A 25,275-nucleotide genomic window follows, 5' to 3' on the forward strand; every position below is an offset into this window, starting at 1 on the left:
CTTTAGACCTGCTTGATTTCCTTCTCTTTTTCCACAAGCATGTCATCAACTTTTTTAACATACTGATCAGTCGTTTTCTGAATGGCGTCAGACCATGTCTTGACATCATCCTGACTGATGTCGCCTTTCTTTTCAAAGGCCTTGGCTTTGTCCATGCCATCCCGGCGCACACCACGCACGGCAATTTTTGCGCCTTCGGCATAACGTGCAGCAGCTTTGGCCAGTTCGTTACGCCGCTCTTCGGTCAACTGCGGAATGGGAACCCGAATGGTCTGGCCTTCCCCCGCCGGATTAAGGCCCAGCCCTGCATCGCGAATGGCACGCTCCACTGCACCAGCCAGCACGCGGTCCCACACCTGTACGGTAATCATACGCGCTTCAGGTACGGCAATGGACGCCACCTGAGTCAGCGGAACCTCGCCACCGTAAGCTTCCACGCGTACCGGTTCCAGCAGAGCCGGGCTGGCACGCCCGGAACGCAGACCGGAAAAATCACGGCGCAGGCTTTCCAGAGCGCTCTCCATACGACGCTTGATGTCATCAAGCAGGGCATTCAAGTCAGACACGGTGGGTTCTCCCGTTTATTCTCGGGGGTGCACGAGACCACACCCCCAACCTCGTTCATTCCACGCCCTGCCTTAGCGGGCAGGAACTTGCATGGTGTCAGGTTGCTTCAATAATGCGCGTAAAAGCGCCTTCGCCACGCATAACGCGCCCGAAGGAGCCTTCCTCGCCAATATTGAACACGATGATCGGCAGCTTGTTTTCCCGCGCGAGGCTAATAGCTGCGGCATCCATAACGCTTAGCTGGTTGGCCAGAACGGTCTGGTAGGTCAGCTCATCATACCGGGTGGCAGAAGAGTCCTGCTTGGGGTCTGCGGAATACACACCATCGACCTGCGTCCCCTTAAGCAGAATATCGCATTCCATTTCCGCCGCACGCAGGGCTGCTGCCGTATCCGTGGTAAAGAAGGGGTTACCGGTGCCTGCGGCAAAAATGACCACGCGCCCTTTTTCCATATGCCGCACAGCCCGCCGACGGATATAGGGTTCGGCAACGGATGACATGTGGATGGCAGACATAACCCGCGTTGTTATCTGCTCGCGCTCAAGCGCATTCTGGAGCAACAGGGCATTGATAACTGTTGCCAGCATCCCCGCGTAGTCACCCTGCGCGCGGTCCATACCCTTGGCAGCAGCGGCTACCCCCCGAAAAATATTGCCGCCACCCACAACAAGGCACACTTCCGTGCCGTTGCGAACGACCTCTGCAACATCCTTGGCAATCCGCTCGACCGTCTTCTGCTCCACTCCAAAGGCACCCTCACCCATCAGGGCTTCGCCAGACACCTTGAGCAATACACGTTTACGGCTTGGCGTTTCAGCGACAGAAGCAGTCATAGGCCCTCAATCATGCAAAAGTCCGAAAAAAAACAGACCTCCGCCGCGCAGATGCGCAGCGTGTAAGATCGCTCTCTCTTATCCTCCAAGGCGCATCGTCACAAGCGCCAAGCCACGCTTTATGGCACGTCATCCAGCCCGATTGCGCGCAAACGTGCCCGTTCCTCATCCCAGCCCGAGCGTTCCTTGACGTTCAAAAACAGGTGGCATGGCCGTTCAAGCAGACCGGCGAGCTGCTTGCGCGCCCTCTCACCAATCTGTTTGATCTTCTGGCCGCCATTCCCGATCAGAATGGCTTTATGCCCTGTGCGTCCAACGTAAATGGTTACCTCGATCCGAACAGACCCATCGGGACGTTCCTGAAAACTCTCTGTCTCGGCCGTGGTGCCATAGGGCACCTCTTCATGCGTTTGCATAAAAATCTGCTCCCGCACCAGTTCAGCCGCCAGCAGACGGTCAGGCAGATCGGTCAGATCATCCTCGGGATACAGGTAGGGCCCTTCGGGCAGGCTGGACGCCAGCTTGTCCAACAGGTCATCCACCCCACCCCCAGTGCGCGCACTCACCATAAACACGTGCTCGACTGGCAGTTTTTCGGTAATGGCTGCCGTTAGTGGCAGCAGGGCGGACGCAGGAACAAGATCAGTCTTGTTCAGGACCAGCCATGTTGTGCGGCCGGTCTGGGCCAGCCGGTCAATAATTTCCTGCACGGCTTCGGTCAGACCTGTTCGTGCATCGACCAGCAGCAAGGTTATGTCCGCATCATCCGACCCGTTCCATGCGGCTGCGACCATGGCACGGTCCAGCTTGCGGCGCGGGCGGAAAATGCCGGGAGTATCCACCAGCAGAATCTGGCTGGCCCCACGCATAAGAATACCCAGCACCCTAAAGCGCGTTGTTTGCGCCTTGGGCGAAACAATGGAGAGTTTGGCACCCGCCATACGGTTAAGTAGCGTTGATTTGCCTGCGTTTGGTGCACCCACCAGCGCAGCAAAGCCACAACGTGTTGTTTGTGTCATGCCTGTTGCTTCAGCCCTGATGGCTGCCTCCGAGTTTTTCCAGCAAGGTTGCGGCAGCGGCGCTTTCCGCCCCCCGTTTACTCCCTGCACATCCTTCTGCCGAGTAGCCACCCGCACTCACGCGCACCACAAACACTGGCGCATGGGATGGACCATCGGCCCCTATTGTTTCGTAAAAAGGCAGGCCCTGCCCGCGCCCCAGAACCCACTCCTGCAAGGCGGTCTTGGGGTCCTTGGGTGGCAATGCCTGTGCATCGAGTATGCGCTTCCAGCATGAGCGAACAATCTTGCGCGCCGGAGCCAACCCACCATCCAGAAAAACCGCTCCCAGCACGGCCTCCAGCCCATCGGCCACAACATTGGCAGCAGTCTGCACACCTGCCCGCGCTTCGTGCTCAGCCACGGACAGCGCTTCGGCCAAACCCAGCTGTTCGGCAATATCCGCCAAAGTTGCACGTGAAACCAGATGGGCAAGCCTGGAGCCCAAAGCCCCTTCCTGCTCCCCCGGATACCGCTCCAGCAACAGCTCCGCCATAAGCAGGCCCAGAACGCGGTCCCCTATAAATTCCAGACGTTCGTTGGAACCCGCCCCTTTGGTTTTGTTCCGCCTGCGCCCCCCTGCCTTCTGGTGTGCAGCGGAACGGTGGGTCAGCGCCTCCTGTAACAGGGAGGGATTGGCAAACCGGTAGCCCAAACGCTCCTGCAACGCCATGGATGCCAGATATTGCGGGGTATTGTGGGCATCATGCATTACATCACGCCTTTTAGCAGACGTGCCCAGCGAATTTCCGTCGGCCAGTACCAGACCTGCCAGATGGGATGCGCCGCTTCCACGGAGAAGAAAATCCGCTGCGCCTTACCCACAAGGTTTTCCATGGGTACAAACCCAAGATCTTTGGGACCATCCCCCATAAAGCGGCTGTCTGCGCTATCATCCCGGTTATCGCCCATGGCAAAAAAGTAACCGGGGGGCACAACATACTCTGGCGTATCGTTCTGCGGACCATCATTGGTCAGTTTGAGAATTTCATGCCGGACAACACCACCTTCCGCCCGCATTGGCAGCTCCTCCGTGCAGGCTTCCCCTTCCATGGGCATCCGCGTTTCATCTTCTGCTACGTAGGGATGGGGTTGCACACAGGGAACACGCGCACCATTGAGGTACAGCTTGCCACCAATAACCTGAATATGGTCACCCGGCAGACCAATAACGCGCTTGATGTAATCTATCGATGTATCCTTGGTGAAACGGAACACCGCCACATCCCCACGATGAGGCTGCCCCGCCCACACACGACCATTGAACAGGTCGGGAGAAAACGGCAGCGAAAACCGGGAATAACCATAGCTGTACTTGGAAACCCAGATGTAATCCCCCACCTGTAAGGTCGGGATCATGGAGCCGGAAGGAATAACAAAGGATTCAAACAAAAAAGTCCGGACAAAAACAACAACGATCACGACCGTCAGAATTGTCCGCACATATTCAACCACAGCATGTCTGATGGTAACAGAGTGCTGCGCTCCAGTAGGAGAAGTCTCCGGTTTACTCATGCGCTGCCCATCTGCTCCCATAACTCATGACTGAAAAATAAAATATGCCGGATCAAGCCGTGCGCCCGATGCGATGTCAACCCGCACGAACCGAGATAAACACCTGCGCAAACGCGTAAGGTGGCTCGTCAGTCATGCTCAGCATCAGGTCCGGTTCATACCCTGCGGGTACAAGTTGCGCCAGCCTAAGGGCCGCTGCTCCGGTTAACACCAGTATGGGTTGCCCGGTTGCAAGGTTTTCCACCCCAATCTGGCTTTGCGTAACCCCTTGGGCAAAACCCGTGCCCAACGCCTTGGCGCAGGCCTCCTTGGCAGCCCAGCGTTTGGCATATGTGCCTACTCTGGCAGGCCCGGACCGACCTTCAGCCTTGTTGCGTTCATATGGCGTAAATACCCGGTCCAGAAACCGCTCACCAAACCGCTCTATTGTCCGCTCAATACGCCGCATGTCGCACAGATCCACACCTGTTGCCAGCAGGGTCATGATTTGGCCCTGTCTGCCTGCGTAATGCCCGAAACAGCCCGCAGTCCGGCAATAACGGAAGACAGATGGCGCAGGTCCCGCACCTCCACATCCAGCAGGATTTCGGTAAAGTCGAGTTGCCGGTGCACAATCTTGAGGTTGACCATCGCCGCATCGCATTTGGAAATGGTGTTGGTAATGGAGGCCAGAACAGACCCTTCGTTTTCCGCTACAATACTAATGCGGCCAACACGCATTTGCCCGGTGCCACCGGCACGGGCCATGGCATCATAATCCCAGTCAACATCCAAAAAGCGTTCGGGTGTGGCGGCAAAACTTTCCAGCGTCTGGCAGCTCCGCGTATGCACGGTCACGCCTTTGCCGGTTGCAACCACCCCCACAATCCGGTCACCTGGCAACGGGTGGCAACACGCTGCGTAATGCACGGCCACACCAGCCCCAAGCCCAACCAGCGGAACCGCCCCACCCGAGGGCCGCCGCATGGTGGACGCCCCCCGTGGCCGAGGCCCAGCCGTACCCAGCACACCCGGCAAACCCGCCAGCATACGGGGCACACGCTGCACACGCCGCAATTCCGGGTAAGCCGCATGGACCACATCACGCGCATTCAGGTTGCTCGTGCCAACAGCAACATACAGATCCTGCAAGGAACTCTGTTTGAGCGCCTTGAGTGTGGTCTCCATAATTTTTTCGGAACCATCCACACCTTCCTGACGGAAAGCCTTGGCCAGTGCCGCACGCCCGTTATCGAGCGAGACCTGCCGCTGCTGCTGCGCCACATACCGGCGAATACGCGCGCGCGCCTTACCCGTAACAACAAACCGCTCCCACGATGGCGAAGGGGCTCCGCCACGAGCCGTCATAATTTCGACCTGATCGCCATTTTCCAGCTCATGCCGCAGGGGCATGAGGCGACCATTCACCTTGGCGCCAACGCAGGTATCGCCAATCTGGCTATGTACCGCGTAGGCAAAATCCACCGGGGTTGCACCACGGGGGAGCGAGATCAGTTGCCCCTTGGGGGAAAAACAGAAAACCTGATCCTGATACAGTTCAAGCTTGGTATTTTCCAAAAACTCATCGGGCGCAGATGACGCCTCCAGAATTTCCAGCAGGTCCTGCACCCAGCGCGGACGCCGCACACCACCATATCCCCCTTCTTCGGGGCTGGTGCTCCCACCTTCCTTGTAGACCCAATGCGCAGCCACACCGTTCTCGGCCACATCATGCATGGCCTGCGTACGGATCTGCACCTCGATCTTCTGATTACGGGGGGACCGGAGCGTTACACCGGTGTGCAGGCTCTGGTATCCGTTGGCTTTGGGGGTGGAAATATAATCCTTAAACCGACCGGCGATCATAGGGTACGCCGCGTGGACAGCCCCCAACGCCATATAGCAGTCCTCGCGCGTATCCACGATCATGCGGAAAGCCATAATGTCGGACAACTGCTCGAACGCCACATTCCGGCGCTGCATTTTTTCCCATATGGAATACGGCGATTTTTCGCGACCAGAGACCTGAGCATCCTTCAGCCCGGCCTCATGGCACAAACGCAGCAGTTCCCTGCGCACATCCTCAATAACATCCGCCCCCTGCCCCCGCAGGTAATTCAGGCGTGTGCGGATTGTCGTATCGGCCTCAGGTTCCAGTTGCGCAAAGGACAGGTTCTGGAGTTCGGTCTTGACCCGATCCATACCAATCCGCTCGGCCAGTGGCGCGTAAATATCGAGCGTTTCCCGCGCAATGCGCTGCCTGCGGTCCTGCCGCTCCACAAAATGGAGCGTGCGCATATTGTGCAAACGGTCTGCCAGCTTGACCAGAAGGACACGAATGTCCTTGGACATGGCCAGCACCAGCTTGCGAAAATTTTCGGCCTGCTTGGTACGGTCGGACTGTAATTCCAGCCGCGTCAGCTTGGTAACACCATCGACCAGGTCGGCCACGACAGGCCCGAAGTCGGCCTTTAGCGTATCGTAGGTAACGCCTGTATCTTCAATGGTATCATGGAGCAAAGCCGTACAGATAGACTGCACATCCAGCCTGAAGCGTGCCAGAATCATGGCAACAGCCAGAGGGTGGGTTATGTAGGGGTCACCATTATCGCGCATCTGGGTCTGATGGGCCTTGTAGGCCACATCAAACGCCCGACGGATCGATTGTACATCCGCCTGCGGCGCGTAGCTGAGCACCTTGGCAACCAGACGCTCACAGCTAATCTCGTTCACACGACCTGTGGGAACAGGCGCACCAACCAGTGCCTCAACCGGACCTTCCCCCTCCCGCATGGGGGAGGAGGTGTGAACGGGAATATCGCCGCCCGGTTGGTCCACGCGCCTTTTACCGCCGTGCGCGACCGGTCAGAGCCGCCTCAATGGCGCGCACGTCATCCGCAGCTTCTTCTTCAGCGGAAACTTCCTGCAAACCAAAAATATTCTGTTCGGTTGGCACCAGATCCTGCACTTCTTCTTCCACAGGTTCGGGTTCGGGCTCACGGGCCTGAGAACGGATCAGATCGCTCCGCAGAGCGGGAAGTTGCACGGTTTCATCCGCAATTTCACGCAGGGCAACGACAGGATTTTTGTCGTTGTCGCGGTCAATGGTCAGCTCCTCACCACGGGAGATGTTGCGGGCGCGCTGCGCGGCGTACACCACCAGTTCAAAGCGGTTTGGAACCTTTTCAACGCAGTCTTCGACGGTGACGCGGGCCATTACGAAGAGCCTCCAGACAGTTCAGCACAAGGTACAATAAATAAAGACAGAAAGGGCATATTACCGCATCCCCCCTCAGCAGGAAAGGTTTATTACCTGATCACCCTGATTTCCTGCCCTTGCACGGCATTGACCATCTGCTCCAGCCCCTGCCCGGTCAGCGGATGCACCCATTGCGGCGCAACATCCCGCACGGGCAGCAACACAAAAGCCCGCTCCTGCGCGCGGGGGTGCGGCAGGCACAGGCGTTCCGTCTTCTCGCACACCCCGTCCATGTCAATAATATCCAAATCAAGCGTGCGGGCCGCATTGGGCACGGAACGAACACGCCCCTGCTGCGTTTCAATCTGCTGAAGGCAGTCAAGCAATGCCAGAGGAGACAGACTCGTTACGCCACGCACAACACCATTCACATAAGGGGGCTGCCCCGATGGTGGCATAGGCGCACTCTCGTACCAACGGGAGACAGCCTCTATGCTCAACCCCGGTACGCAGCGTAACGCGGCTACGGCCTGTTCGCAGCTTTTATGCGCACTTTGCTCCCCCTGAGGAAGATTTGCACCTATTGCTATCAGTACCGATCTGGTATGATTTGTCTCTTCCGCCATGGTTTGCCTCACACTTGGGTGGAATATCTTGTTTTGAACACAATCGGAGCTTCTTTTATAAGAATGCCCGCCAAACAAACAGAGAGGCCGTTTTTCAAACACATGAGAAAAATTTCATTTTTACATAATCAAAACTCAAAAACATCACCCTCAAATTTATTTAGAGGACCACGCTCATGAACCTGAAAAAAGATGAAAAAACCTGTCTTTTTATTGACGGATCAAGCCTGTATTCAACATCCCGCAGTCTGGGCTTTGACGTTGACTACAAAAAGCTGCTGGAATTTTTTGCTGCCAAAACGCATGTGATCCGCGCGTATTATTATGCCGCCATTCTGGACACGGAGGATTACTCCCCGCTTAAGCCTCTTACAGACTGGCTGTCCTACAATGGTTACTTTCTGGTCACCAAACCCGCACGGGAATTTACAGACTCGACTGGAAAGCGCCGCGTAAAAGGCAACATGGACATCGAAATTGCGGTGGACATGATGGAAATGGCACCTCACATCGACCATGCCATCCTGTTCAGTGGCGATTCAGATTTCCGCCGCGTGGTGGAAGCCGTGCAGCGGCAGGGAACCCGTGTGTCCGTTGTGTCGTCCATGCGCTCCACCCCCCCTCTTATCGGTGATGACCTGCGCCGGCAGGCTGACCAGTTCCTTGAGCTGGCATCTTTGGGTACCAACTTTACCCGCCGCCAGACCGAACCCAGCCGGCCCCGCGCAAACCCGGCTCCCATCCGCCACCCGGCGGACCAGCTGAGCGAACCTGAGGATGATCCACTAAGCTAAGTGGAATATGACAAAACAGAATTTTGCTTTTTCTACAGTAACGTATCTGTTCCTCATGCGTTTGGATCAATACAGACCTGCTGTGGGCTGCCAGCCCACACAGACCAAACGTAAAGGTTTTCCGGAGTTCACTGATGCCGACATGTTCCGAAGCCAGAAGCAACCTGCTTTCGCTCCTGCATGGTGTTGAACACTTCAACACCGAAGTTTTCCCCGCTAAGGAAGCCCTGTTTGCCAGTCTGGCCAAAGGGCAGGCACCCGGTGCGCTGTTTATCGCCTGTGCTGACAGTCGCATTAACCCCAACCTGATCACCCAGACAGAACCGGGTGATCTGTTTATTCTGCGCAACATTGGCAATCTGGTCCCCGCCTACGGCGAAATGCTTGGAGGCGTTTCCTCCGCCATTGAATATGCGGTTCTGGGGCTTGGGGTGTCCTCCATTATTGTTTGCGGTCACTCCGACTGTGGCGCCATGAAAGCCCTGCTGGAACCGGAAAAGAACGGACTGGACAAAATGCCCACAGTCCGTAGTTGGTTGCGCAATGCGGAGGCCGCACGCGCTGCCACCCTTAACACGCTCCGTTCAGAAGATGCCGGGCCAGCAACCGTGCGCTGCCTTGCCGAACAGAACGTATTGCTCCAGTTGGCTCATCTGCGTACCCACCCCGCAGTAGCCGCAGGGCTGGCGCGTAACACGCTGTTCCTGCAAGGATGGTTCTACGATATTGGCACCGGGGAAATTTCGGTGCTGGATGAACAGACCCGTACGAGCGTACCGATCAGTGGTGTTATTGAAAAACTCCAAGAACAGGCGGAACAGGAAACCGCATAAAGCATCTGGTTTTTGCAGGTCGGTTCTCCGCCTCGGTCTTATGGCCGTTGCGGGAACCGGCTTTTTTTTGGCCCAGGCAAGTTGGGCTGCTCCGGCACAAACACTCAGACTCAGCACCTGGAACATGGACTGGCTACTGGATGAGCAGGCACAGAATGCTCCCAGTGTACCAACGGATATTCCCCATAGAAATACACAGGATTTCACAAAACTGGCCGCATATGCCACCCGCTTGCGCCCCGACCTGATCGGCTTGCAGGAGGTTGGAGATTCAGCAACGCTGGCACGCCTGTTCCCCCGCTCCAAATACCAAATTTTTGTATCTCACGATGATATTCCACAACATACCGCCCTGGCTGCACGGCAAGGGCTGCATATTCAGCGCAACCCGGACGTAACGGCATTAGCGCTTAAAACCCGACCCGAACACCATCCACTCCGCAGCGGACTGGACATAACGCTCCAATTGGGCAGCAGGGATTTACGTGTTCTGGTTGTTCATTTCAAAACCGGCTGCTGGGATAATCCTTTATCGGAAATCCACCATGCTTGCCCCGTTCTGTTCCAGCAGTTCCAAGCTTTGCAGAACTGGATATCAGACAGAGCACAAAATGAAGAAGCTTTTGCCATACTAGGCGATTTTAACCGCCGCCTGACGCGCACTGACCCTCTTTTTACAGGCTTGAATCATATAACGCCCCTTACACTGGTCACCAGTGGTCAGGCCAGCCCTTGCCAGAATGGGAGCTTTTTTATTGACCATATTTTGCTTGGAGGTGCTGCGGCACAATGGCTCCAGCCAGACTCTTTACGCGTTATGATCATTCCGCAAAACAGCGCCAGAACTTTAAGTGACCATTGCCCGGTCTCCGTTACCCTGCGCATACCGCAACCATAAAAAAAGACCGCTACGAAAACCGTAGCGGCCCTTTTGGTCTTCTTGGTCACACCGATCAGGCGTGAGCACCCGCCCTGTGGGAAGAACCCGGACGCCCACCGGAACGACGGGGGGGGCCACCACGACCACCACCGCCACCATTGCGGGGCGGCCCACCACGACCACGACCACCGCCACCCAGCACTGGTGGACGCTGCGTGGAAAATTCCGCTTCTTCTGAATGCCAGGGATGATCACGCACAACAGGGATGGATTTCCCGATTGTTTTTTCAATATCCTTCAACCATGCGCGCTGCTCCGCATCGCAGAAAGAAACAGCCCAACCATCACGCCCTGCACGCGCAGTACGGCCAATACGGTGCACGTAGCTTTCGGGCACATTCGGCAGGTCATAGTTGAACACGTGGCTAACTTCATCCACGTCAATACCACGGGCAGCAATATCAGTCGCAACAAGCACTTTAACCGAGCCAGCCCGGAAGCCCTTCATAGCCCGCTCACGCGCACCCTGAGACTTGTTGCCGTGGATGGCTTCTGCCGTCACACTGTTCTTGTTCAGGAACTCAGCAACCTTGTTGGCTTCATGCTTCATCAGCGTAAACACAACAGCGCGGGCAACCTTATCAGATTCCACCATGGTCAGCAGCGCATCGCGTTTATCGGATGTGCCATTCACAAACATAATGGCCTGCTGAATACGGTCGACCGTGCTGGATGGTGGCGCAACTTCCACGCGGGCCGGATTGCTCAGCAGGGATGCCGCCAGATCTTCAATGCTCTTGGGCATGGTGGCCGAGAACAGCAAGGTCTGCCGCTGGGCGGGAACGTAGCTCATAATCCGGCGGATATCGCGCACAAAGCCCATATCGAGCATACGATCAGCCTCGTCGAGCACCAGAACTTCAAGCCCGGAGAGGTCAATGTAGCCCTGACCGATCAGGTCCAGCAAACGGCCAGGTGCAGCTACCAGCACATCCACGCCGCGGCGCATGGCCTCAACCTGCCGCCCTTGCCCTACACCACCAAACACAACAGCCTGCGAGAACTTCATGTAACGTGCGTAGGCTTTAAAACTATCGCTGATCTGGGCAACCAGTTCACGCGTTGGTGCCAGCACCAGAACACGCGGCTGTTTGGGAGCGGCTGCTTTGGGGTTGTTGTGCAGATGTTGCAGAATAGGCAGCGCAAAAGATGCGGTCTTGCCTGTTCCTGTCTGGGCAAGCCCTAACAGATCACGCCCTTCAAGCAGATGCGGAATGGAACCCGCCTGAATGGGGGTAGGTATTTCGTACCCTTGATCCGTCAACGCCTGCAACAGGGGAGCGGCAAGTTTCAGATCCGAAAAAGTAGTCATTTAGGGGCAACCTCTCCATGCACCTGAAAATCAGTCACATCCACACTTAACGTCAGTCACGCACTACCAAACCAAATTATAGATGACAGAGCAGAACCGTCTCTAAGCCAGACCAGACGGACAGGTCAGCATGAATTTTATTACATTACAGACAGAATAAGAAATTTTCGGAATCATGCATCCCGCGCATACTGTCTTGGAAGAATTATATAAAAGCAGTCTGAGCGCCCCGCAAGGGTTCCGTACCATATTGGTCCGAAAATAAGCAGCCCGCAGAACTGTTACAACATCTGCAAATCACGATCATCAGACATCTGATATATACATGTTTTTTATCATATAACTAGTATTTTTAATATATTTTTTGCACACCACGCCACAGAGCAGCCCCTGTTTGGCTGCATTGCTGTTTTTCAAATCTAACTTATTTTTTAGGCTTCTGTTAAGAACTGCCCATCAAGCCGGACATTTGCGCAACACCAATCACCATATAAAATTAACGTCGCCGTAATAAAAACAGAGCCTGCTCACCAAACAGATTGGCCAAACGAATGGAGCGCCGCCAAGGTGCGCGCTCCCCTTCTTCATCCACAGCCATCCATTTTTCCACAATATATCCGTCCTGACGACAGAGTTCGAGAAAATCCCGAATCGTGCAGGGGTGAATATTGGGCGTTTCGTACCAAGGGGTGTGCCACACTGCCGTCATGGGCATACGTCCGCCTAGCAAAAGGCGCAGACGCAGTTGCCAGTGCCCAAAATTAGGGAAAGAAACAATGGCATACCGCCCAATGCGCAGCATCTGCCGGAGCACCTCCCTTGGGCGTTCGACCGCCTGCAAAGTACGCTGGAGCACCACGTAATCAAACGAATGGTCGGGGTAATAGGCCAGATCGTGGTCGGCATCCCCATGCACAACGGGGAGACCGTGCGCCACGGAGCGCGTGACCAGTTCCATATTCAGTTCAATACCACGCGCATCACACCCACGCTCACGGTATAAATGGCCGATCAACGTGCCATCCCCGCTGCCAATATCCAGCACGCGTGTGCGGGGTTCGATCATGTCTGCAATCAGGCGTTGGTCTAGACGCATCAGGACAATCCCGCATGTTCAGCAACACCGCACAGAAAACCACGCACGGTCCGGTCAAAGTCCGGCTCATCCAGCAAAAAGGCATCATGACCTTTATCGGTCTCGATCTCGACAAACGAGACGTTGGCCGCAGCCCGGTTTAAAGCCCGCGCAAGTGTTCGGGCGGCAGATGTGGGGAACAGCCAGTCCGAGGAAAATGAAACAACACAAAACCGGACCGCCGTACCAACAAATGCCGAGGTCAGTTCACCATCGTGGTCGGCGGCAATATCAAACCAGTCCATCGCCCGCGTGATGCTCAGGTAAGAGTTGGCATCAAACCGGCGGACAAAGCTGGAGCCTTGATAACGCAGGTAGGATTCCACCTCAAAAATATCACCAAACATGGAAACAGGCCCCTCCGGCCCCTGCCCTCCGGCTGGTCCGCTGCGCATCCGCCGCCCGAACTTGCGGGTCAGGGCCTCCTCCGACAGATAGGTGATATGGGCCATCATACGTGCCACAGCCAATCCACGCGCGGGCACAACATCCGCTTCCCAATACCGCCCTCCCCGCCAGTCCGGGTCAGCAATAATGGCCTGACGCCCAACCTCGTTAAACGCAATATTCTGGGCGGAGTGGAAAGGGGCCGTGGCAATGGGCATAACGGCCAGCATCATCTGCGGGTAGGTTACAGCCCATTCGAGCACCTGCATCCCCCCCATGGACCCGCCAACCACGGCAAACAGGCGGTCTATCCCCAAGCTACGTACCAGCTTGTACTGGGCGCGCACCATGTCGCGGATGGTAATGGGCGGGAACGCAGTTCCCCACAATTCGTCTGGAGCACCCTGTCCATCAGTCCGCAAGGAGCGTGGACCTGTGCTCCCCATACATCCACCCAGAACATTGGAGCAGATCACAAAAAAACGGTCTGTATCGATCGGCTTGCCCGGCCCGACCATGCGCCCCCACCAACCGGGTTTACCAGTCAGCGGGTGGGTTTCCGCCACATACTGGTCACCAGTAAAGGCATGGCAGATAAGAATGGCATTGTCTTTTTGGGGCGAAAGCCGACCATACGTACAATACGCAATATCCACCGGGGCCAAAGTAACCCCACAGTCCAGTTCCACCCCTTCGGGAAAACTGACATGGGGATGATTACCGATATGAAGGGGCGCTGTACTGTTCATAAAACCGCTGCATTCTCCAACCCGGGCAGGCCGGGCAAAAACCAGTGTCAGCCCCGGTTGCACTGGCATTGCCAGACCGGGTTTTATCCCGGCCACATTCTGGCAGAAGCCGGTCCGGCAATACCCTGTTAGTGTTCCATTTTAAGCGCGGCAAGGAAGGCGCTTTGGGGGATTTCCACCTTACCAAACTGCCGCATTCGCTTTTTACCCTCTTTCTGCTTTTCCAGCAGTTTGCGCTTACGCGAAATATCGCCACCATAGCACTTGGCTGTTACGTCCTTGGAGAGAGCCCCTATGGTTTCTCGTGCAATAACGCGGCTGCCAATAGCGGCCTGAATGGCAATTTTAAACAACTGGCGTGGAATAAGCTCCTTAAGCCGCGCACAAATGGAACGACCGCGCGTTTCTGCTGCAGAGCGATGCGCAATAAAGCACAGCGCATCCACAGGTTCCTGATTGACCAGAATGGAAATACGCACAAGATCGCTCTCTTCGTATCCATCCATCTGGTAATCAAAACTCGCATAACCACGGGTTAGCGATTTGAGCCGGTCGTAGAAGTCAAACACCACCTCGTTCAGAGGCAGACGATAGACGGCCATAGCCCGGTTGCCAACATAGGTCAGATCGATCTGCACGCCACGCCGCTCTGTGCAGAGTGTGAGCACAGCACCCAGATATTCATCGGGCACCATAATGTTGGCCTTGATCCACGGTTCCTCAATTTTTTCAATCAAGGAACCATCGGGCATATCGGCCGGGTTATGGAGTTCTTCCATCTCCCCATTGGTGCGATAGATTTTATACACCACGGACGGCGCGGTAGCGATCAGATCAAGATCGAACTCGCGGGACAGCCGTTCCTGAATAATTTCCAGATGCAGCAACCCAAGGAAGCCACAACGGAAACCAAACCCAAGGGCTGCGGATGTTTCTGCTTCATAATGGAACGAGGCATCGTTCAGCCGCAGTTTGGCCAGACTGTCCCGCAGTTTTTCAAAATCATCAGCGACAATGGGGTACAGCCCACACCACACCACGGGAATGGAGGGTTTAAAACCGGGCAGAGGGGTTGCCGCAGGCCGACGATCATCCGTGATCGTATCCCCCACGTTACAGTCTGCAACGGTTTTGATTGCCGCGTTAATGAACCCCATTTCTCCCGGACCAAGGCTTTCCACAGCCGTCATCCGTGGAGCGAACACGCCCACCTGATCCACCTGATGCACTGCACCCGATGACATCATGCGAACTTTCATGCCTTTTTTCAGGCGGCCTTCCTTAATCCGCACCAGCACGATTACACCCAGATAGGGATCGTACCAGCTATCTACCAGCATGGCCTGCAAGGGTTTTTCAGCATCACCCTGAGGTGGGGGCAGACGGGTGACAACGGCTTCCAGCACGCCCTCGATATTCAGCCCCGTCTTGGCTGAAATCTCAACAGCATCATCAGCCGGAATGCCAATGACTTCCTCGATCTGTGCCTTAACACGCTCTGGCTCTGCCGCAGGCAGATCGACCTTGTTGAGCACGGGCACAATCTCGTGGTTGGCATCAATGGCCTGATAGACGTTGGCCAGTGTCTGGGCTTCCACGCCCTGAGAGGCATCGACCACCAGAAGCGATCCCTCGCACGCGGCAAGGGAGCGGCTGACTTCGTATGCAAAGTCAACATGTCCGGGGGTGTCCATCAAATTCAGGACATAGGTCTTGCCGTCCTTGGCCGGATACGTCAGCCGGACAGTCTGCGCTTTGATGGTAATACCACGCTCGCGCTCCAGATCCATGTTATCAAGAACCTGATTGGTCATCTCGCGGGCAGTCAGGGCTCCACACGCCTGAATCAGGCGGTCGGCCAGAGTGGACTTTCCATGATCGATATGTGCGATGATGGAAAAATTGCGGATGAGCGAAAGGGGTACATCGGTCATGATGCCCCTTTACGGGAAATGAAGAGAAAAGTCAGCCTGTTCCTATGCTCCGGGCTGCACTTTCCCACACTTTTTTCACGCACAGGTGCATTGCCCTGCCAGCACCCCTTTATTTTGGGGTAAAAAGCGCCTGTTTAGGCAACCCGATTCATGGTGATCTGCCCATTTTTAACAACATCATCCAGGCACGCGGGGCGACCCAGCAAAAATCCCTGAGCCTCTTCACACCCGACCTCGTGGAGCATATTCAGCTGGTCGGCTGTCTCGATCCCTTCCGCCATGACCGGAATATCAAACGCCTTACCCAGCGCCAGCACGGCATGGACAACCGCCAGCGTCTGATCGCTCGCCTGCACGGCACCAAAAAAGGACCGGTCAATTTTTATACGATCGAAAGAAAAGCGGCGCAGCGTATCCAGCGACGAATATCCCGTACCAAAATCATCCAACGCCAGACTGACACCCATGCTCTTGATCTGGCGCAGCACCTGCAAGGCGCGGGGCTGATCGGCAATAATGGTCGATTCTGTCAGTTCCAGTTCCAGCCGCTCTGGTGGCAGCCCTGTCTGTTCCAGCACATTGGCCACAACACGCGCAATGTCCGTATGAACAAACTGTATGCCCGACAAGTTGACGGCAACCTTGTAAGGTTGCTGCCACAACACTGCCTCTGCGCACACAGACCTAAGCACCCATTCCCCTATTTGCAGGATCAGATCGCTCTCTTCAGCCAGGGGAATAAAATCATCGGGCATAATAGTACCCCGTGTAGGGTGCTGCCAGCGTACCAGAGCCTCAAACCCCCGGATTTCTCCAGTCGCAACAACTCTTTGCACCTGATAGCAGACCGTAAGCTGCCCGGCCTTGACCGCATCGCGCAGGTCGGCTGCCAGCTTGCGACGGTTGCGTACTTTTTCGTCCATTGACGGTTCATAAAAACAGGGATGACGCCCCGGATCTGCCTTGGCGCGATACATGGCCAGATCGGCATTATTGATCAGGGCTTCCTTATCAGATGCATGATCGGGCCATATGGCAACCCCCAGACTGGCCCCGGACTGGACTTCCGAATCTTCAAAACGAATGGGTTTAAACAGAACCTCTTCCAGCCTGTGCAAAAACACCTTGATCTGTTCAGCAGAGGTCATGCGGCAAAGGGCCTGAAACTCATCTCCACCCGTTCTGGCGATAAATTCGCTGCTATTATCCTGCAACACGGCACGCAGCCGTCGCCCAAGAATACGCAGAACCTCATCCCCCGCCTTGTGGCCGCGCAGGTCGTTAATTTCCTTAAACCGGTTAAGGTCAATCCCGACCAGAGCGAGCTTGCCGTTGGTCTCCCGCGCCCAGTCCAGTTCCAGATCAAGACGTTGATGGAAGTTCATGCGGTTGGGCAGGCCGGTCAAAGGATCATTCAGCGCCATACGCCGCAGCTTTTCCACCGAGTCCGCACGGGAACTGTCATCAATCATGCCACTGACCAGACCGCCCCCCACGATCAGGAAAGACATGATGGCAATCGCTGCCGCCAGCACAATGGAATCATCCCCCTGGCCTGCAATGGCCGCCGCATGAGATGTGACCTGCACATGGTATGCAGCCATGCCAATAAAATGAACAGACAGCACGGCCAGTGCCAGAACCGCCGCCATAGATGCCGTGGCGCGCCGCCCTCCCTTAACGCCCATACGTACCGCGAGCACACACAGCACGACTGCCGCCAGAACAGAAATAACCAGACAGGGCATATTCCACGTCGTCTGGCCCTGCACACGGTAGGCCAACATGCCGGTGTAGTGCATGGCAACAATGGCCAGCCCAACAATGGCACCACCAATTTCGGGCAAAAACCGGGCAAAACGGCAGGTGGCGAGCGTAAACCCTATGGTGCTGCCAAACACGGCTATAAGCAGGGATATACTGGTTAACAAAGGGTCAAACCGGGCGGGCGCACCTGTGCCATACCCCAGCATGGCCACAAAGTGGGTGCACCAGATTGCAACGCCACTCGATAATGCTGTCAAAAAAAGCCACGCATACCACTGGTTGGTTTTGGCGCGCAGGGCATGGCGGAACAGGGATGCGGTAACACCAGAACCACAACAGCATAGCAAGGCAGCTACACAGACCAGCCACAGGTTATGCTGGCCAAGAATGCACCTTACAACCATCATCAGAAGCGCTTCCCACAACCCAACTTACTGAAAAAACAATATATTCTTAAAATTCTACTTTAATTTGCTCCAAGGTATCCAAAACTGTCCTCCAAAGGAACGAAATTTTGCCACAGTCTTAAAAACATTATTTTATAATCTGATTTCCCCAGAACGGGCTTACGCTAAGCGGCTGCTCATACCGTCATCATAACAATCCTGTGCAGCCACACGCCTTCGCCCAGCGCATCAAGCGGTTGCACCTCCCCTCCCCTAAAAGAGCAGAAGTTCAAACCGGCTCCCATTTCCAGCAGTAGCCCCATTATCGGTGTATGGCCGGGACCATGCACCAAAACCCGGTCTCCCTCCCGCAATGGAAGAGAGGGAACAACAACTACAGACCCACCATCCCGCACAACCGGCTCCATGCCGTCACCATCCATGCGCACAACATAGGCATCTGGTTCGGTCCACCATTGACCGGGGGAGACTTCCCGCTCCCACACCGGACCACACGGCAGCCCCTGCTGATCAAACACACCATTCTGCCCAAGCATGGAAAACGGAAGGGCACGGAGCAGCCGCCCCTTCTCGTCCGGCACAATGCGACATGGACCGGCGTTGGCAATGTGCTGGGCAAAAACCCCAAGTGGCACCTGCAGAACATCCAGCACACGCAGCAACGTTGGCAGGGATGGCCACCGCATGGCGCCACTGGCCACCACCCTGCGTGACGGATTAAGGGCCGTAGCATCCAGCCCCGCCGCTTTAGCCAGAGACGATGAAGTAAACCCCTGCTCCCGGGCCAGTGCATCCACCGTCTGCCAGATGGTTTGCGGCTGCGGAATCATGGTTTGGAAGATATAGGCACAGCAGCCGAGCGCTTCTGCTTCAGTACTTCATGGGCATGGCGGGCCAAGCCTTCGTCCGTTGCAACAAACCGACCTTGCGCATTACGGCCAACCAGCCCCTTGCGCTCCAGCCGCTCAAGGCATGGATCATCCTTTAAGCCGCACGGGCGCCCGCCCTGACCGGCAAGGTAAACCCTGTGAAGGGCAGCACGGCAGCATGTTTCCAGGTAAGGCTCATTCCACATTCCATACAGGATCACCGATCCTGCATGGAACTGCAAGCCTTACGCCAGACCTCTGCCCCGTTATTTACGGGCGGCATCTGGCAAGGCGTAAGCCACAATATAATCACCTTCTTTGGTGCCAAAGGACCCATGCCCCCCATCAACCGTGACAACGTATTGACGGCCATTTGCCTCGTACGTCATGGGGGTGGACTGACCACCTGCGGGAAGGCGGTCCTGCCACAACATCTTTCCATCCGTCACATCATATGCACGAATGTAATAATCCGCCGTGGAGGTCAGGAACGCGACCCCGCCCGCAGTGATGATTGGCCCGCCAAGAGAGGGAATACCCACCTTGAAGCCAAACGGCAGGGGGGAACTATCCCGCGTTGTGCCATTCCGATGCTGCCAAAGAATAGTGTTGGTCTTCAGGTCCACGCCCGCCACATACCCCCACCCAGGCTGCTTGCAGGGAATCCCCAAGGGAGAAAGAAATGCGTTAAGCTCCACCCCAAAAGGCGTACCAAACTGGGGCTGCAACCCGTTCTCCCCTCCTGCTGCGGCAATATCGTGCCCCATGGGAGGGATAACCTGATTGTCTGTAGAACGCGGCACAAGGCGGGACACGAATGGAATGGCAATCGGGTTGGCAAATGCCACCTGCCGCACAGGGTCCACAGCCAGCCCACCCCATTCGAACATGCCCAGATTACCAGGAAACACCAGCGTTCCCTGCACGGACGGCGGCGTAAACGGCCCCTCGTAACGCAGTTTTTTGAACATGATCCGGCACACCAGCTGGTCCAGCATGGTTGCACCCCACATATCTTTATCCGTTAGTTTGGTTTTGGGCCGGAAGGTCAGCTGCGAGAACGGTTGAGTGGGCGACACATGATCCCCCTGTGCAGCTCCCTGTGGCACCGCCTGTTCGGGAGCAGGCACCAGCAACTGCCCATTCCTGCGATCCAGCACAAAAATATTGCCCGTTTTGGCTGGCGCATACAATGCCGGTACGACCGTGCCATCCTCGCGCTTAAAATCGATCAGGCTGGGCTGGGCTGGCACGTCCATGTCCCACAGGTCGTGATGAACAGTCTGGTAAAACCAGACCTTACGGCCTGTAGAAGCATCCAGCGCCAGAATGCCCGATGCATAACGCTCCTGCAGATCCGTGCGTTTGCCACCCCATATGTCCGGGGTTGCCACGCCTGTGGGAATGTAAATCTGGTTCAGCTTGGCATCGTAGGCAGAGACAATCCACGAATTGGGCGAATTAGGGGTAAACAGATGCGTCTTGGATGGAAGCTGGTTGGGGTCCGGGTTACCCGGATCAAACGCCCAGACCAGCGTGCCATTATACAGGTCATAGGCACGTATGACGCCGGATGGCTCGTGCGTGGAGTAGTTGTCCGTTACCGCAGCAGAAATAATAACCAGCTTGTCAGTGATGACCGGGGGGGATGTGGGTTCATAAAACCCCAAGGTGCGCATTGGCATCCCATCGGTCAGATCGACCTCTCCATTATGGCCAAATGCCGGGCAAACCTTCCCTGTGGAAGCATCCAGCGCAATCAGCCGTCCATCATTCGTTGGCAGAAAAATACGCTCTGCGCACTGGCTGGACGGCACTCCCGCAGTGTTTTCCGCACTCTCCGTCACAAGCGGAGGCGTTGCTGCGTAGGAGACACCACGGCAGGTCAGGTGCTGGAAAGTCGGATTAACAAGCAGCTTGGGGTCAAAGCGCCAGATCTGCTTGCCCGTAGCAGCATCGAGCGCAAAAACCCACTGATGGGGGGAGCACAGATAAAGCTTATTACCAACCTTGATCGGTGTGGCCTCATCCGTGGTTTCCACCGGATCATCCGGGCCACGCAGGTCGTGGGTTCTGAACATCCACGCCACCTTAAGCTGGCTCACATTACCTGTTGTAATCTGGTTTAGGGGGGAATAGCGGTCCCCTGCCTGCGTACGCCCGTAAGCAGGCCAATCCTGCGCCGGTACGGATGAAGTCTCTCCCGGAAGGGCCACGCCATTATAGGCAACCTGCGCACGAGGGAGCACACCAGCCATATCCTGCGGGTCCTGCGTCAGCGCGTAGCCATACACACCTATTCCAGCCAGAATCACAACCAGAAGGGGCACCCGGTTCCAGACCGATACCGGCCGCAACGCGCCAGAAACAAAAGGCAACAGCAGCCACAACCCCAGCGGCAACACCACATCCCCCCGTGGTGCAAGCGCCCAGAAGTCAAACCCTGCTTCCATAACAGACCAAAGCAGCGTGCAAGCTGCTATGGCGGCGTAAAGCCACAGAGCCTCGCGCCGCCCCCGCCAGAACAAAACGCCCGTTACCAAAAGCGCCAGACCGCAAATAACGTAAAAACCGGAACCACCGAGTATGGCCAGCCAACTGCCCGCTCCCGCCAGAACAATGCCAAGCACGATGCAGATCAATGCCGTGGTTTTTGACAGAACATTGGAACGGTCGCCTTGCATGACCGATACTCTCCTCAAGCTACAAACACCGTTCCATTAGAAAAGAACGATCATCCGGGATCAATCAATATTATTTACGAACAAATATACCACCTTATACATAGAAAATGAATAAGTTTCCATTTCCTATTCCAAAACAAAAAAACGCGGCTCCCAAATGGAAGCCGCGTTTTTGTCGTCCATTAAACCCCTTAAGGGATTATCATTAGACGGAGTAGTACATTTCGAACTCAACCGGGTGCGGCGTGTGTTCAAAGCGGTACACATCATCCCACTTCAGGGTGATGTAGCTTTCAATCTGGTCTTTGGTGAAAACGCCACCAGCCAGCAGGAACTCATGGTCAGCGGCAAGTGCTTCCAGTGCTTCGCGCAGGGAGCCTGCAACTGTTGGGATCTGCTTCAGTTCTTCGGGGGGCAGATCATACAGATCCTTGTCCATGGCATCGCCAGGGTGGATCTTGTTCTTGATCCCGTCCAGACCAGCCATCAGCATGGCAGCGAATGACAGGTAGGGGTTTGCCGTGGGGTCGGGGAACCGCACTTCAACGCGCTTGGCCTTGGGGCTGGTCGCATACGGAATACGGCAGGAAGCGGAACGGTTGCGGGCGGAATAAGCCAGCAGCACAGGGGCTTCAAAGCCCGGAATCAGGCGCTTGTAGGAGTTGGTGGACGGGTTGGTAAAGGCGTTCAGGGCCTTGGCATGTTTGATGATACCGCCAATGTAATACAGGGCCGTATCGGACAGGTCTGCATAGCCATTACCAGCGAATGTCGGCTTGCCGTCTTTCCAGATGGACTGGTGAACGTGCATCCCCGAGCCGTTATCGCCATAGATCGGCTTCGGCATGAACGTGGCGGTCTTGCCATAGGAGTGCGCCACGTTGTGCACACAGTATTTATAAATCTGCATAAAGTCGGCAGAGCGGACCAGCGTTTCAAACTTGGTGCCAAGTTCATGCTGGGACTGCGCAACTTCGTGGTGGTGCTTTTCAATGGCCAGACCCATTTCGCCCATTGTTGCCAGCATTTCAGCGCGCAGGTCGCTTTCGCTGTCAACCGGAGCAACGGGGAAGTAGCCGCCCTTTACACCCGGACGATGGCCCATGTTGCCTTCGGGGTAGTCTTTAAGCGAGGCATCGGGGCCTTCAATGCTGTCAAGCTGGTAGGTGCCGTAGTTGGGGCCTGTACCAAACTGGACGTTATCGAAAATAAAGAACTCGGCTTCAGGGCCAAAAAAGGCCGTATCGCCCAGACCGGAGGACTTGAGGTACTGCTCGGCCAGCTTGGCGGTGGAGCGTGGGTCGCGGTTATAGGGCTGTCCGGTGGACGGCTCAATAATATCGCAGAACAGGATCAGCTGCGGACGGGCAGAAAACGGGTCCATTACAGCGGACGTTGCGTCAGGCAGCAGAACCATGTCGCTTTCGTTAATGGCTTTCCACCCTGCGATGGAAGACCCGTCGAACATGAAGCCGTCGGTAAAGCTGTCTTCCTCAATGGTGCTGACGTGCTGGCACGTATGGTGCCACTTGCCGTGCGTGTCCGTAAACCGCAGGTCAACCAGTTCGACCGAATGTTCCTGAATCAGGTCAAAAACCTTGGCAATTGCAGCAGCCTTGCTGTCGCCCGCCGAAGCTGTTTTCTTCACCATGCTCTCTTCACCTAAAAGCCTGTTGTGTTCCGCACCTTGCGGAAACATGCTGTGGAATTGTGGAGTGCGCGCCTGCCTGGGTCTGCCACCATGCGGCGGATGTCAGATCGCGTCTTCCCCTCGCTCCCCCGTACGGATGCGCACTACGTCATCCACCGGAATCACGAAAATTTTGCCATCACCGATCCGTCCGGTACGCGCCGCTGTGGAAATAGCCTCCACAGCACGCTCCACCATGGAAGCAGGACAGACAACCTCAATTTTCATCTTTGGAAGAAAGTCAACAATGTACTCCGCGCCGCGATAAAGCTCTGTATGGCCTTTCTGGCGTCCGAAACCCTTGGCTTCGATCACGGTAATACCCTGTAGCCCGAGCTCGTGAAGGGCTTCCTTCACTTCATCAAGCTTGAAGGGCTTTATAATGGCCTCGATCTTTTTCATCTCGCGTCGTCAACACACCATTGCTGGACCCACGTGGGGGCCTGTACTCTCTTGTTTTTATATCCAGCCCGTTACAAACCTTACGGACCGGACCCGCACACACTTGCACGGCTTGCCCCTTCGGGCAATCGGGTAGGTGCGAATTTGTATCGGTAAAGCATTAAACCGAACTTTCGCCCTGACTGTTCCGGTTGTGTCCATAACCTCTTCTTTTCCCGCCTGCGGGGCAAGGGAATTTGCAATGACAAAAGCATTTAACAGGCAGATTGCCGACCTTCCTGTCACAATTTTTACGGTCATGTCCGCTCTCGCCCGCCAGCACGATGCGATTAATCTTGGGCAGGGTTTCCCTGATCAGGAAGGTCCGCAGGACATGATTCGCCTTGCAGCCGATGCCCTGCTTGACGGGCAGAACCAGTATGCACCCCTCACAGGACTACCCGAACTGCGTTCCGCCATAGCGGAAGCTAACCTGCGTTTTCAGGGCATTACAGTGCAGGCCGATTCGGAAGTTGTGGTCACATCCGGTGCCACGGAAGCACTGGCAGCCTCCCTTATGGCCCTGATCGAACCGGGGGATGAGGTTGTGTTGATGGAACCTCTCTACGACACATATTTGCCTGTTGTGCGCCAGTTAGGCGGTATTCCCAGGATTGTACGCCTGCAGGCACCCGACTGGGCTTTGCCACGGCAGGAGCTGGCGCAGGCTTTTTCCGCCCGTACCAAGGCCATTATTCTCAACTCCCCCATGAATCCAACCGGCAAGGTGTTTACGGCTGAAGAGCTGGCATTTATCGCCTCACTTGTTCAGCAGCACGATACCTTTGCCATTTGCGACGAGGTTTACGAACATCTCGTCTTCAACACCCCGCACATTTCGCTCATGTCCCTGCCGGGCCTGCGCAATCGCTGCGTGCGTATTGGCAGTGCTGGTAAAAGCTTTTCCCTGACCGGCTGGAAGGTGGGCTACGTAACCGCCCCTGCCCCCCTTGCCACAGTCATTGCCAAAGCCCACCAGAACCTTGTGTTTGCCACGCCACCCAACCTGCAACGCGCCGTAGCTTTTGGCCTACGCAAGGATACGGACTATTTTACCACCCTTGCGCAGGACATGGCCACACAGGGAACCATCCTTGCATCCGGCCTCCAGCGGTTGGGCTTTGACGTGCTGCCTTATCAGGGGAGCTACTTTGTTATGGTGGATATTACCCCCCTCGCCAATGGGTTGGACGACGTGGCATTTACACGCCTGCTTACCGAACAGGCCCGTGTGACCGCCATCCCCGCTTCCGCTTTTTACGATGCAAACCCACCGCGCAATCTTATTCGCTTTGCTTTTTGCAAACGTGCAGAGGTGCTGATAGAGGCGTTGAACCGCATGGAAGCATGGAAAAACCGGTAAAACGGTTTTTTCCATCATCTTCTGCAATTATCTGATTGACGGCTTCCCTGCTTTTCTCTAAACGTCCGCTTGCTGTGCGGCGGACGTAGCTCAGTTGGTAGAGCGCCGGTTTGTGGTACCGGTTGTCGCGGGTTCGATCCCCGTCGTTCGCCCCAGCATGTGTTTTCCCTTAAAAATCATTTATTCCACACG

23 protein-coding genes and 1 tRNA gene are annotated in these 25,275 nt (G+C 55.8%); 5 read left to right on the forward strand and 19 right to left on the reverse strand.

Annotation, left to right across the window (positions count from 1 at the left end):
• Positions 1 to 2: 2 nt before the first annotated feature.
• The 9 genes from frr to folK all read right to left on the reverse strand — a co-directional run bounded on the left by frr (position 3) and on the right by folK (position 7,778).
• Positions 3 to 524, reverse strand: coding sequence for a ribosome recycling factor (frr, locus tag Absy_RS04465; protein WP_048853596.1), 522 nt, complete (start codon positions 522 to 524; stop codon positions 3 to 5).
• Positions 525 to 663: 139 nt separating this feature from the next.
• Positions 664 to 1,401 (reverse strand): UMP kinase, encoded by a 738-nt coding sequence (pyrH, locus tag Absy_RS04470; protein ID WP_048853525.1) that lies wholly within the window; start codon positions 1,399 to 1,401, stop codon positions 664 to 666.
• 119 nt (positions 1,402 to 1,520) lie between these two features.
• Complete coding sequence (gene era, locus Absy_RS04475) at positions 1,521 to 2,420, reverse strand: GTPase Era (protein ID WP_048853526.1); 900 nt, start codon at positions 2,418 to 2,420, stop codon at positions 1,521 to 1,523.
• Positions 2,421 to 2,430: 10 nt separating this feature from the next.
• Positions 2,431 to 3,171: a ribonuclease III gene (gene rnc / locus Absy_RS04480; RefSeq protein WP_245614723.1), complete on the reverse strand. Its 741-nt coding sequence runs from the start codon at positions 3,169 to 3,171 to the stop codon at positions 2,431 to 2,433.
• Positions 3,171 to 3,974, reverse strand: a complete 804-nt coding sequence (gene lepB, locus Absy_RS04485; protein ID WP_048853598.1) for a signal peptidase I — start codon at positions 3,972 to 3,974, stop codon at positions 3,171 to 3,173. Before lepB ends, rnc begins: the two co-directional genes overlap by 1 nt.
• 76 nt (positions 3,975 to 4,050) lie before the next feature.
• Positions 4,051 to 4,458, reverse strand: a complete 408-nt coding sequence (gene acpS, locus Absy_RS04490) for a holo-ACP synthase (RefSeq protein ID WP_048853527.1) — start codon at positions 4,456 to 4,458, stop codon at positions 4,051 to 4,053.
• The gene (locus Absy_RS04495) at positions 4,455 to 6,746 is read right to left on the reverse strand and encodes a RelA/SpoT family protein (protein ID WP_095351201.1); all 2,292 of its coding nucleotides are present in this window, start codon (positions 6,744 to 6,746) and stop codon (positions 4,455 to 4,457) included. Before Absy_RS04495 ends, acpS begins: the two co-directional genes overlap by 4 nt.
• 52 nt (positions 6,747 to 6,798) lie before the next feature.
• Positions 6,799 to 7,170, reverse strand: a complete 372-nt coding sequence (gene rpoZ, locus Absy_RS04500; protein WP_025826282.1) for a DNA-directed RNA polymerase subunit omega — start codon at positions 7,168 to 7,170, stop codon at positions 6,799 to 6,801.
• 92 nt (positions 7,171 to 7,262) lie between these two features.
• Positions 7,263 to 7,778: a 2-amino-4-hydroxy-6-hydroxymethyldihydropteridine diphosphokinase gene (gene folK / locus Absy_RS04505; protein ID WP_048853528.1), complete on the reverse strand. Its 516-nt coding sequence runs from the start codon at positions 7,776 to 7,778 to the stop codon at positions 7,263 to 7,265.
• 176 nt (positions 7,779 to 7,954) lie between these two features.
• On the opposite strand from folK, the gene Absy_RS04510 reads away from it, so the two are divergent.
• The 3 genes from Absy_RS04510 (at position 7,955) to Absy_RS04520 (ending at position 10,303) form a co-directional block, all read left to right on the forward strand.
• Entirely contained in the window at positions 7,955 to 8,572 is a 618-nt protein-coding gene (locus tag Absy_RS04510) for a LabA-like NYN domain-containing protein (RefSeq protein ID WP_048853529.1), read from the forward strand.
• 134 nt (positions 8,573 to 8,706) lie between these two features.
• Positions 8,707 to 9,405: a carbonic anhydrase gene (locus Absy_RS04515; RefSeq protein ID WP_048853530.1), complete on the forward strand. Its 699-nt coding sequence runs from the start codon at positions 8,707 to 8,709 to the stop codon at positions 9,403 to 9,405.
• 67 nt (positions 9,406 to 9,472) lie between these two features.
• Positions 9,473 to 10,303 carry an endonuclease/exonuclease/phosphatase family protein gene (locus Absy_RS04520; RefSeq protein WP_245614725.1) on the forward strand — a complete coding sequence of 277 codons (831 nt, stop codon included), beginning with the start codon at positions 9,473 to 9,475 and terminating at the stop codon, positions 10,301 to 10,303.
• 55 nt (positions 10,304 to 10,358) lie between these two features.
• On the opposite strand, the gene Absy_RS04525 is transcribed toward Absy_RS04520, so the two are convergent.
• The 10 genes from Absy_RS04525 to Absy_RS04570 form a co-directional block, all read right to left on the reverse strand.
• Positions 10,359 to 11,657 carry a DEAD/DEAH box helicase gene (locus tag Absy_RS04525; protein ID WP_048853532.1) on the reverse strand — a complete coding sequence of 433 codons (1,299 nt, stop codon included), beginning with the start codon at positions 11,655 to 11,657 and terminating at the stop codon, positions 10,359 to 10,361.
• Between the two features lie 496 nt (positions 11,658 to 12,153).
• Complete coding sequence (metW, locus tag Absy_RS04530) at positions 12,154 to 12,753, reverse strand: methionine biosynthesis protein MetW (protein ID WP_048853533.1); 600 nt, start codon at positions 12,751 to 12,753, stop codon at positions 12,154 to 12,156.
• Complete coding sequence (metX, locus tag Absy_RS04535) at positions 12,753 to 13,928, reverse strand: homoserine O-acetyltransferase MetX (protein WP_048853600.1); 1,176 nt, start codon at positions 13,926 to 13,928, stop codon at positions 12,753 to 12,755. Before metX ends, metW begins: the two co-directional genes overlap by 1 nt.
• A gap of 128 nt (positions 13,929 to 14,056) precedes the next feature.
• Positions 14,057 to 15,862, reverse strand: coding sequence for a translation elongation factor 4 (lepA, locus tag Absy_RS04540; protein ID WP_048853534.1), 1,806 nt, complete (start codon positions 15,860 to 15,862; stop codon positions 14,057 to 14,059).
• Positions 15,863 to 15,996: 134 nt separating this feature from the next.
• Positions 15,997 to 18,036: a putative bifunctional diguanylate cyclase/phosphodiesterase gene (locus Absy_RS04545; RefSeq protein WP_048853535.1), complete on the reverse strand. Its 2,040-nt coding sequence runs from the start codon at positions 18,034 to 18,036 to the stop codon at positions 15,997 to 15,999.
• Positions 18,037 to 18,212: 176 nt separating this feature from the next.
• Positions 18,213 to 18,866, reverse strand: a complete 654-nt coding sequence (locus Absy_RS04550; protein ID WP_048853536.1) for a S24 family peptidase — start codon at positions 18,864 to 18,866, stop codon at positions 18,213 to 18,215.
• A complete protein-coding gene (locus Absy_RS04555; RefSeq protein WP_048853537.1) occupies positions 18,863 to 19,111 on the reverse strand; it encodes a hypothetical protein in 249 nt (82 codons plus the stop codon). The genes Absy_RS04550 and Absy_RS04555 overlap by 4 nt, the downstream gene beginning before the upstream one ends.
• A gap of 60 nt (positions 19,112 to 19,171) precedes the next feature.
• Positions 19,172 to 21,589, reverse strand: coding sequence for a glucose/quinate/shikimate family membrane-bound PQQ-dependent dehydrogenase (locus Absy_RS04560; RefSeq protein ID WP_048853538.1), 2,418 nt, complete (start codon positions 21,587 to 21,589; stop codon positions 19,172 to 19,174).
• A 205-nt stretch (positions 21,590 to 21,794) separates the two neighbouring features.
• Positions 21,795 to 23,240 (reverse strand): type I glutamate--ammonia ligase, encoded by a 1,446-nt coding sequence (gene glnA, locus Absy_RS04565; RefSeq protein ID WP_048853601.1) that lies wholly within the window; start codon positions 23,238 to 23,240, stop codon positions 21,795 to 21,797.
• A gap of 102 nt (positions 23,241 to 23,342) precedes the next feature.
• A complete protein-coding gene (locus Absy_RS04570; RefSeq protein ID WP_025826259.1) occupies positions 23,343 to 23,681 on the reverse strand; it encodes a P-II family nitrogen regulator in 339 nt (112 codons plus the stop codon).
• A 241-nt stretch (positions 23,682 to 23,922) separates the two neighbouring features.
• On the opposite strand from Absy_RS04570, the gene Absy_RS04575 reads away from it, so the two are divergent.
• Together Absy_RS04575 and Absy_RS04580 are read left to right on the forward strand one after the other, a co-directional pair.
• Positions 23,923 to 25,083, forward strand: coding sequence for an aminotransferase (locus tag Absy_RS04575; RefSeq protein ID WP_048853539.1), 1,161 nt, complete (start codon positions 23,923 to 23,925; stop codon positions 25,081 to 25,083).
• 79 nt (positions 25,084 to 25,162) lie between these two features.
• A tRNA-His gene (locus tag Absy_RS04580) sits at positions 25,163 to 25,238 on the forward strand.
• Positions 25,239 to 25,275 lie beyond the last annotated feature (37 nt).

The organism is Acetobacter syzygii (genome assembly GCF_000964225.1).
Classification (GTDB): domain Bacteria; phylum Pseudomonadota; class Alphaproteobacteria; order Acetobacterales; family Acetobacteraceae; genus Acetobacter; species Acetobacter syzygii.

Coding starts and splice junctions, on each gene's coding strand:
- frr (WP_048853596.1), bottom strand. CDS start 524: ATGGAGAGCGCTCTGGAAAGCCTGCGCCGTGATTTTTCCGGTCTGCGT.
- pyrH (WP_048853525.1), bottom strand. CDS start 1,401: ATGACTGCTTCTGTCGCTGAAACGCCAAGCCGTAAACGTGTATTGCTC.
- era (WP_048853526.1), bottom strand. CDS start 2,420: ATGACACAAACAACACGTTGTGGCTTTGCTGCGCTGGTGGGTGCACCA.
- rnc (WP_245614723.1), bottom strand. CDS start 3,171: ATGCATGATGCCCACAATACCCCGCAATATCTGGCATCCATGGCGTTG.
- lepB (WP_048853598.1), bottom strand. CDS start 3,974: ATGAGTAAACCGGAGACTTCTCCTACTGGAGCGCAGCACTCTGTTACC.
- acpS (WP_048853527.1), bottom strand. CDS start 4,458: ATGACCCTGCTGGCAACAGGTGTGGATCTGTGCGACATGCGGCGTATT.
- Absy_RS04495 (WP_095351201.1), bottom strand. CDS start 6,746: ATGCGGGAGGGGGAAGGTCCGGTTGAGGCACTGGTTGGTGCGCCTGTT.
- rpoZ (WP_025826282.1), bottom strand. CDS start 7,170: ATGGCCCGCGTCACCGTCGAAGACTGCGTTGAAAAGGTTCCAAACCGC.
- folK (WP_048853528.1), bottom strand. CDS start 7,778: ATGGCGGAAGAGACAAATCATACCAGATCGGTACTGATAGCAATAGGT.
- Absy_RS04510 (WP_048853529.1), top strand. CDS start 7,955: ATGAACCTGAAAAAAGATGAAAAAACCTGTCTTTTTATTGACGGATCA.
- Absy_RS04515 (WP_048853530.1), top strand. CDS start 8,707: ATGCCGACATGTTCCGAAGCCAGAAGCAACCTGCTTTCGCTCCTGCAT.
- Absy_RS04525 (WP_048853532.1), bottom strand. CDS start 11,657: ATGACTACTTTTTCGGATCTGAAACTTGCCGCTCCCCTGTTGCAGGCG.
- metW (WP_048853533.1), bottom strand. CDS start 12,753: ATGCGTCTAGACCAACGCCTGATTGCAGACATGATCGAACCCCGCACA.
- metX (WP_048853600.1), bottom strand. CDS start 13,928: ATGAACAGTACAGCGCCCCTTCATATCGGTAATCATCCCCATGTCAGT.
- lepA (WP_048853534.1), bottom strand. CDS start 15,862: ATGACCGATGTACCCCTTTCGCTCATCCGCAATTTTTCCATCATCGCA.
- Absy_RS04545 (WP_048853535.1), bottom strand. CDS start 18,036: ATGATGGTTGTAAGGTGCATTCTTGGCCAGCATAACCTGTGGCTGGTC.
- Absy_RS04550 (WP_048853536.1), bottom strand. CDS start 18,866: ATGATTCCGCAGCCGCAAACCATCTGGCAGACGGTGGATGCACTGGCC.
- Absy_RS04555 (WP_048853537.1), bottom strand. CDS start 19,111: ATGTGGAATGAGCCTTACCTGGAAACATGCTGCCGTGCTGCCCTTCAC.
- Absy_RS04560 (WP_048853538.1), bottom strand. CDS start 21,589: ATGCAAGGCGACCGTTCCAATGTTCTGTCAAAAACCACGGCATTGATC.
- glnA (WP_048853601.1), bottom strand. CDS start 23,240: ATGGTGAAGAAAACAGCTTCGGCGGGCGACAGCAAGGCTGCTGCAATT.
- Absy_RS04570 (WP_025826259.1), bottom strand. CDS start 23,681: ATGAAAAAGATCGAGGCCATTATAAAGCCCTTCAAGCTTGATGAAGTG.
- Absy_RS04575 (WP_048853539.1), top strand. CDS start 23,923: ATGACAAAAGCATTTAACAGGCAGATTGCCGACCTTCCTGTCACAATT.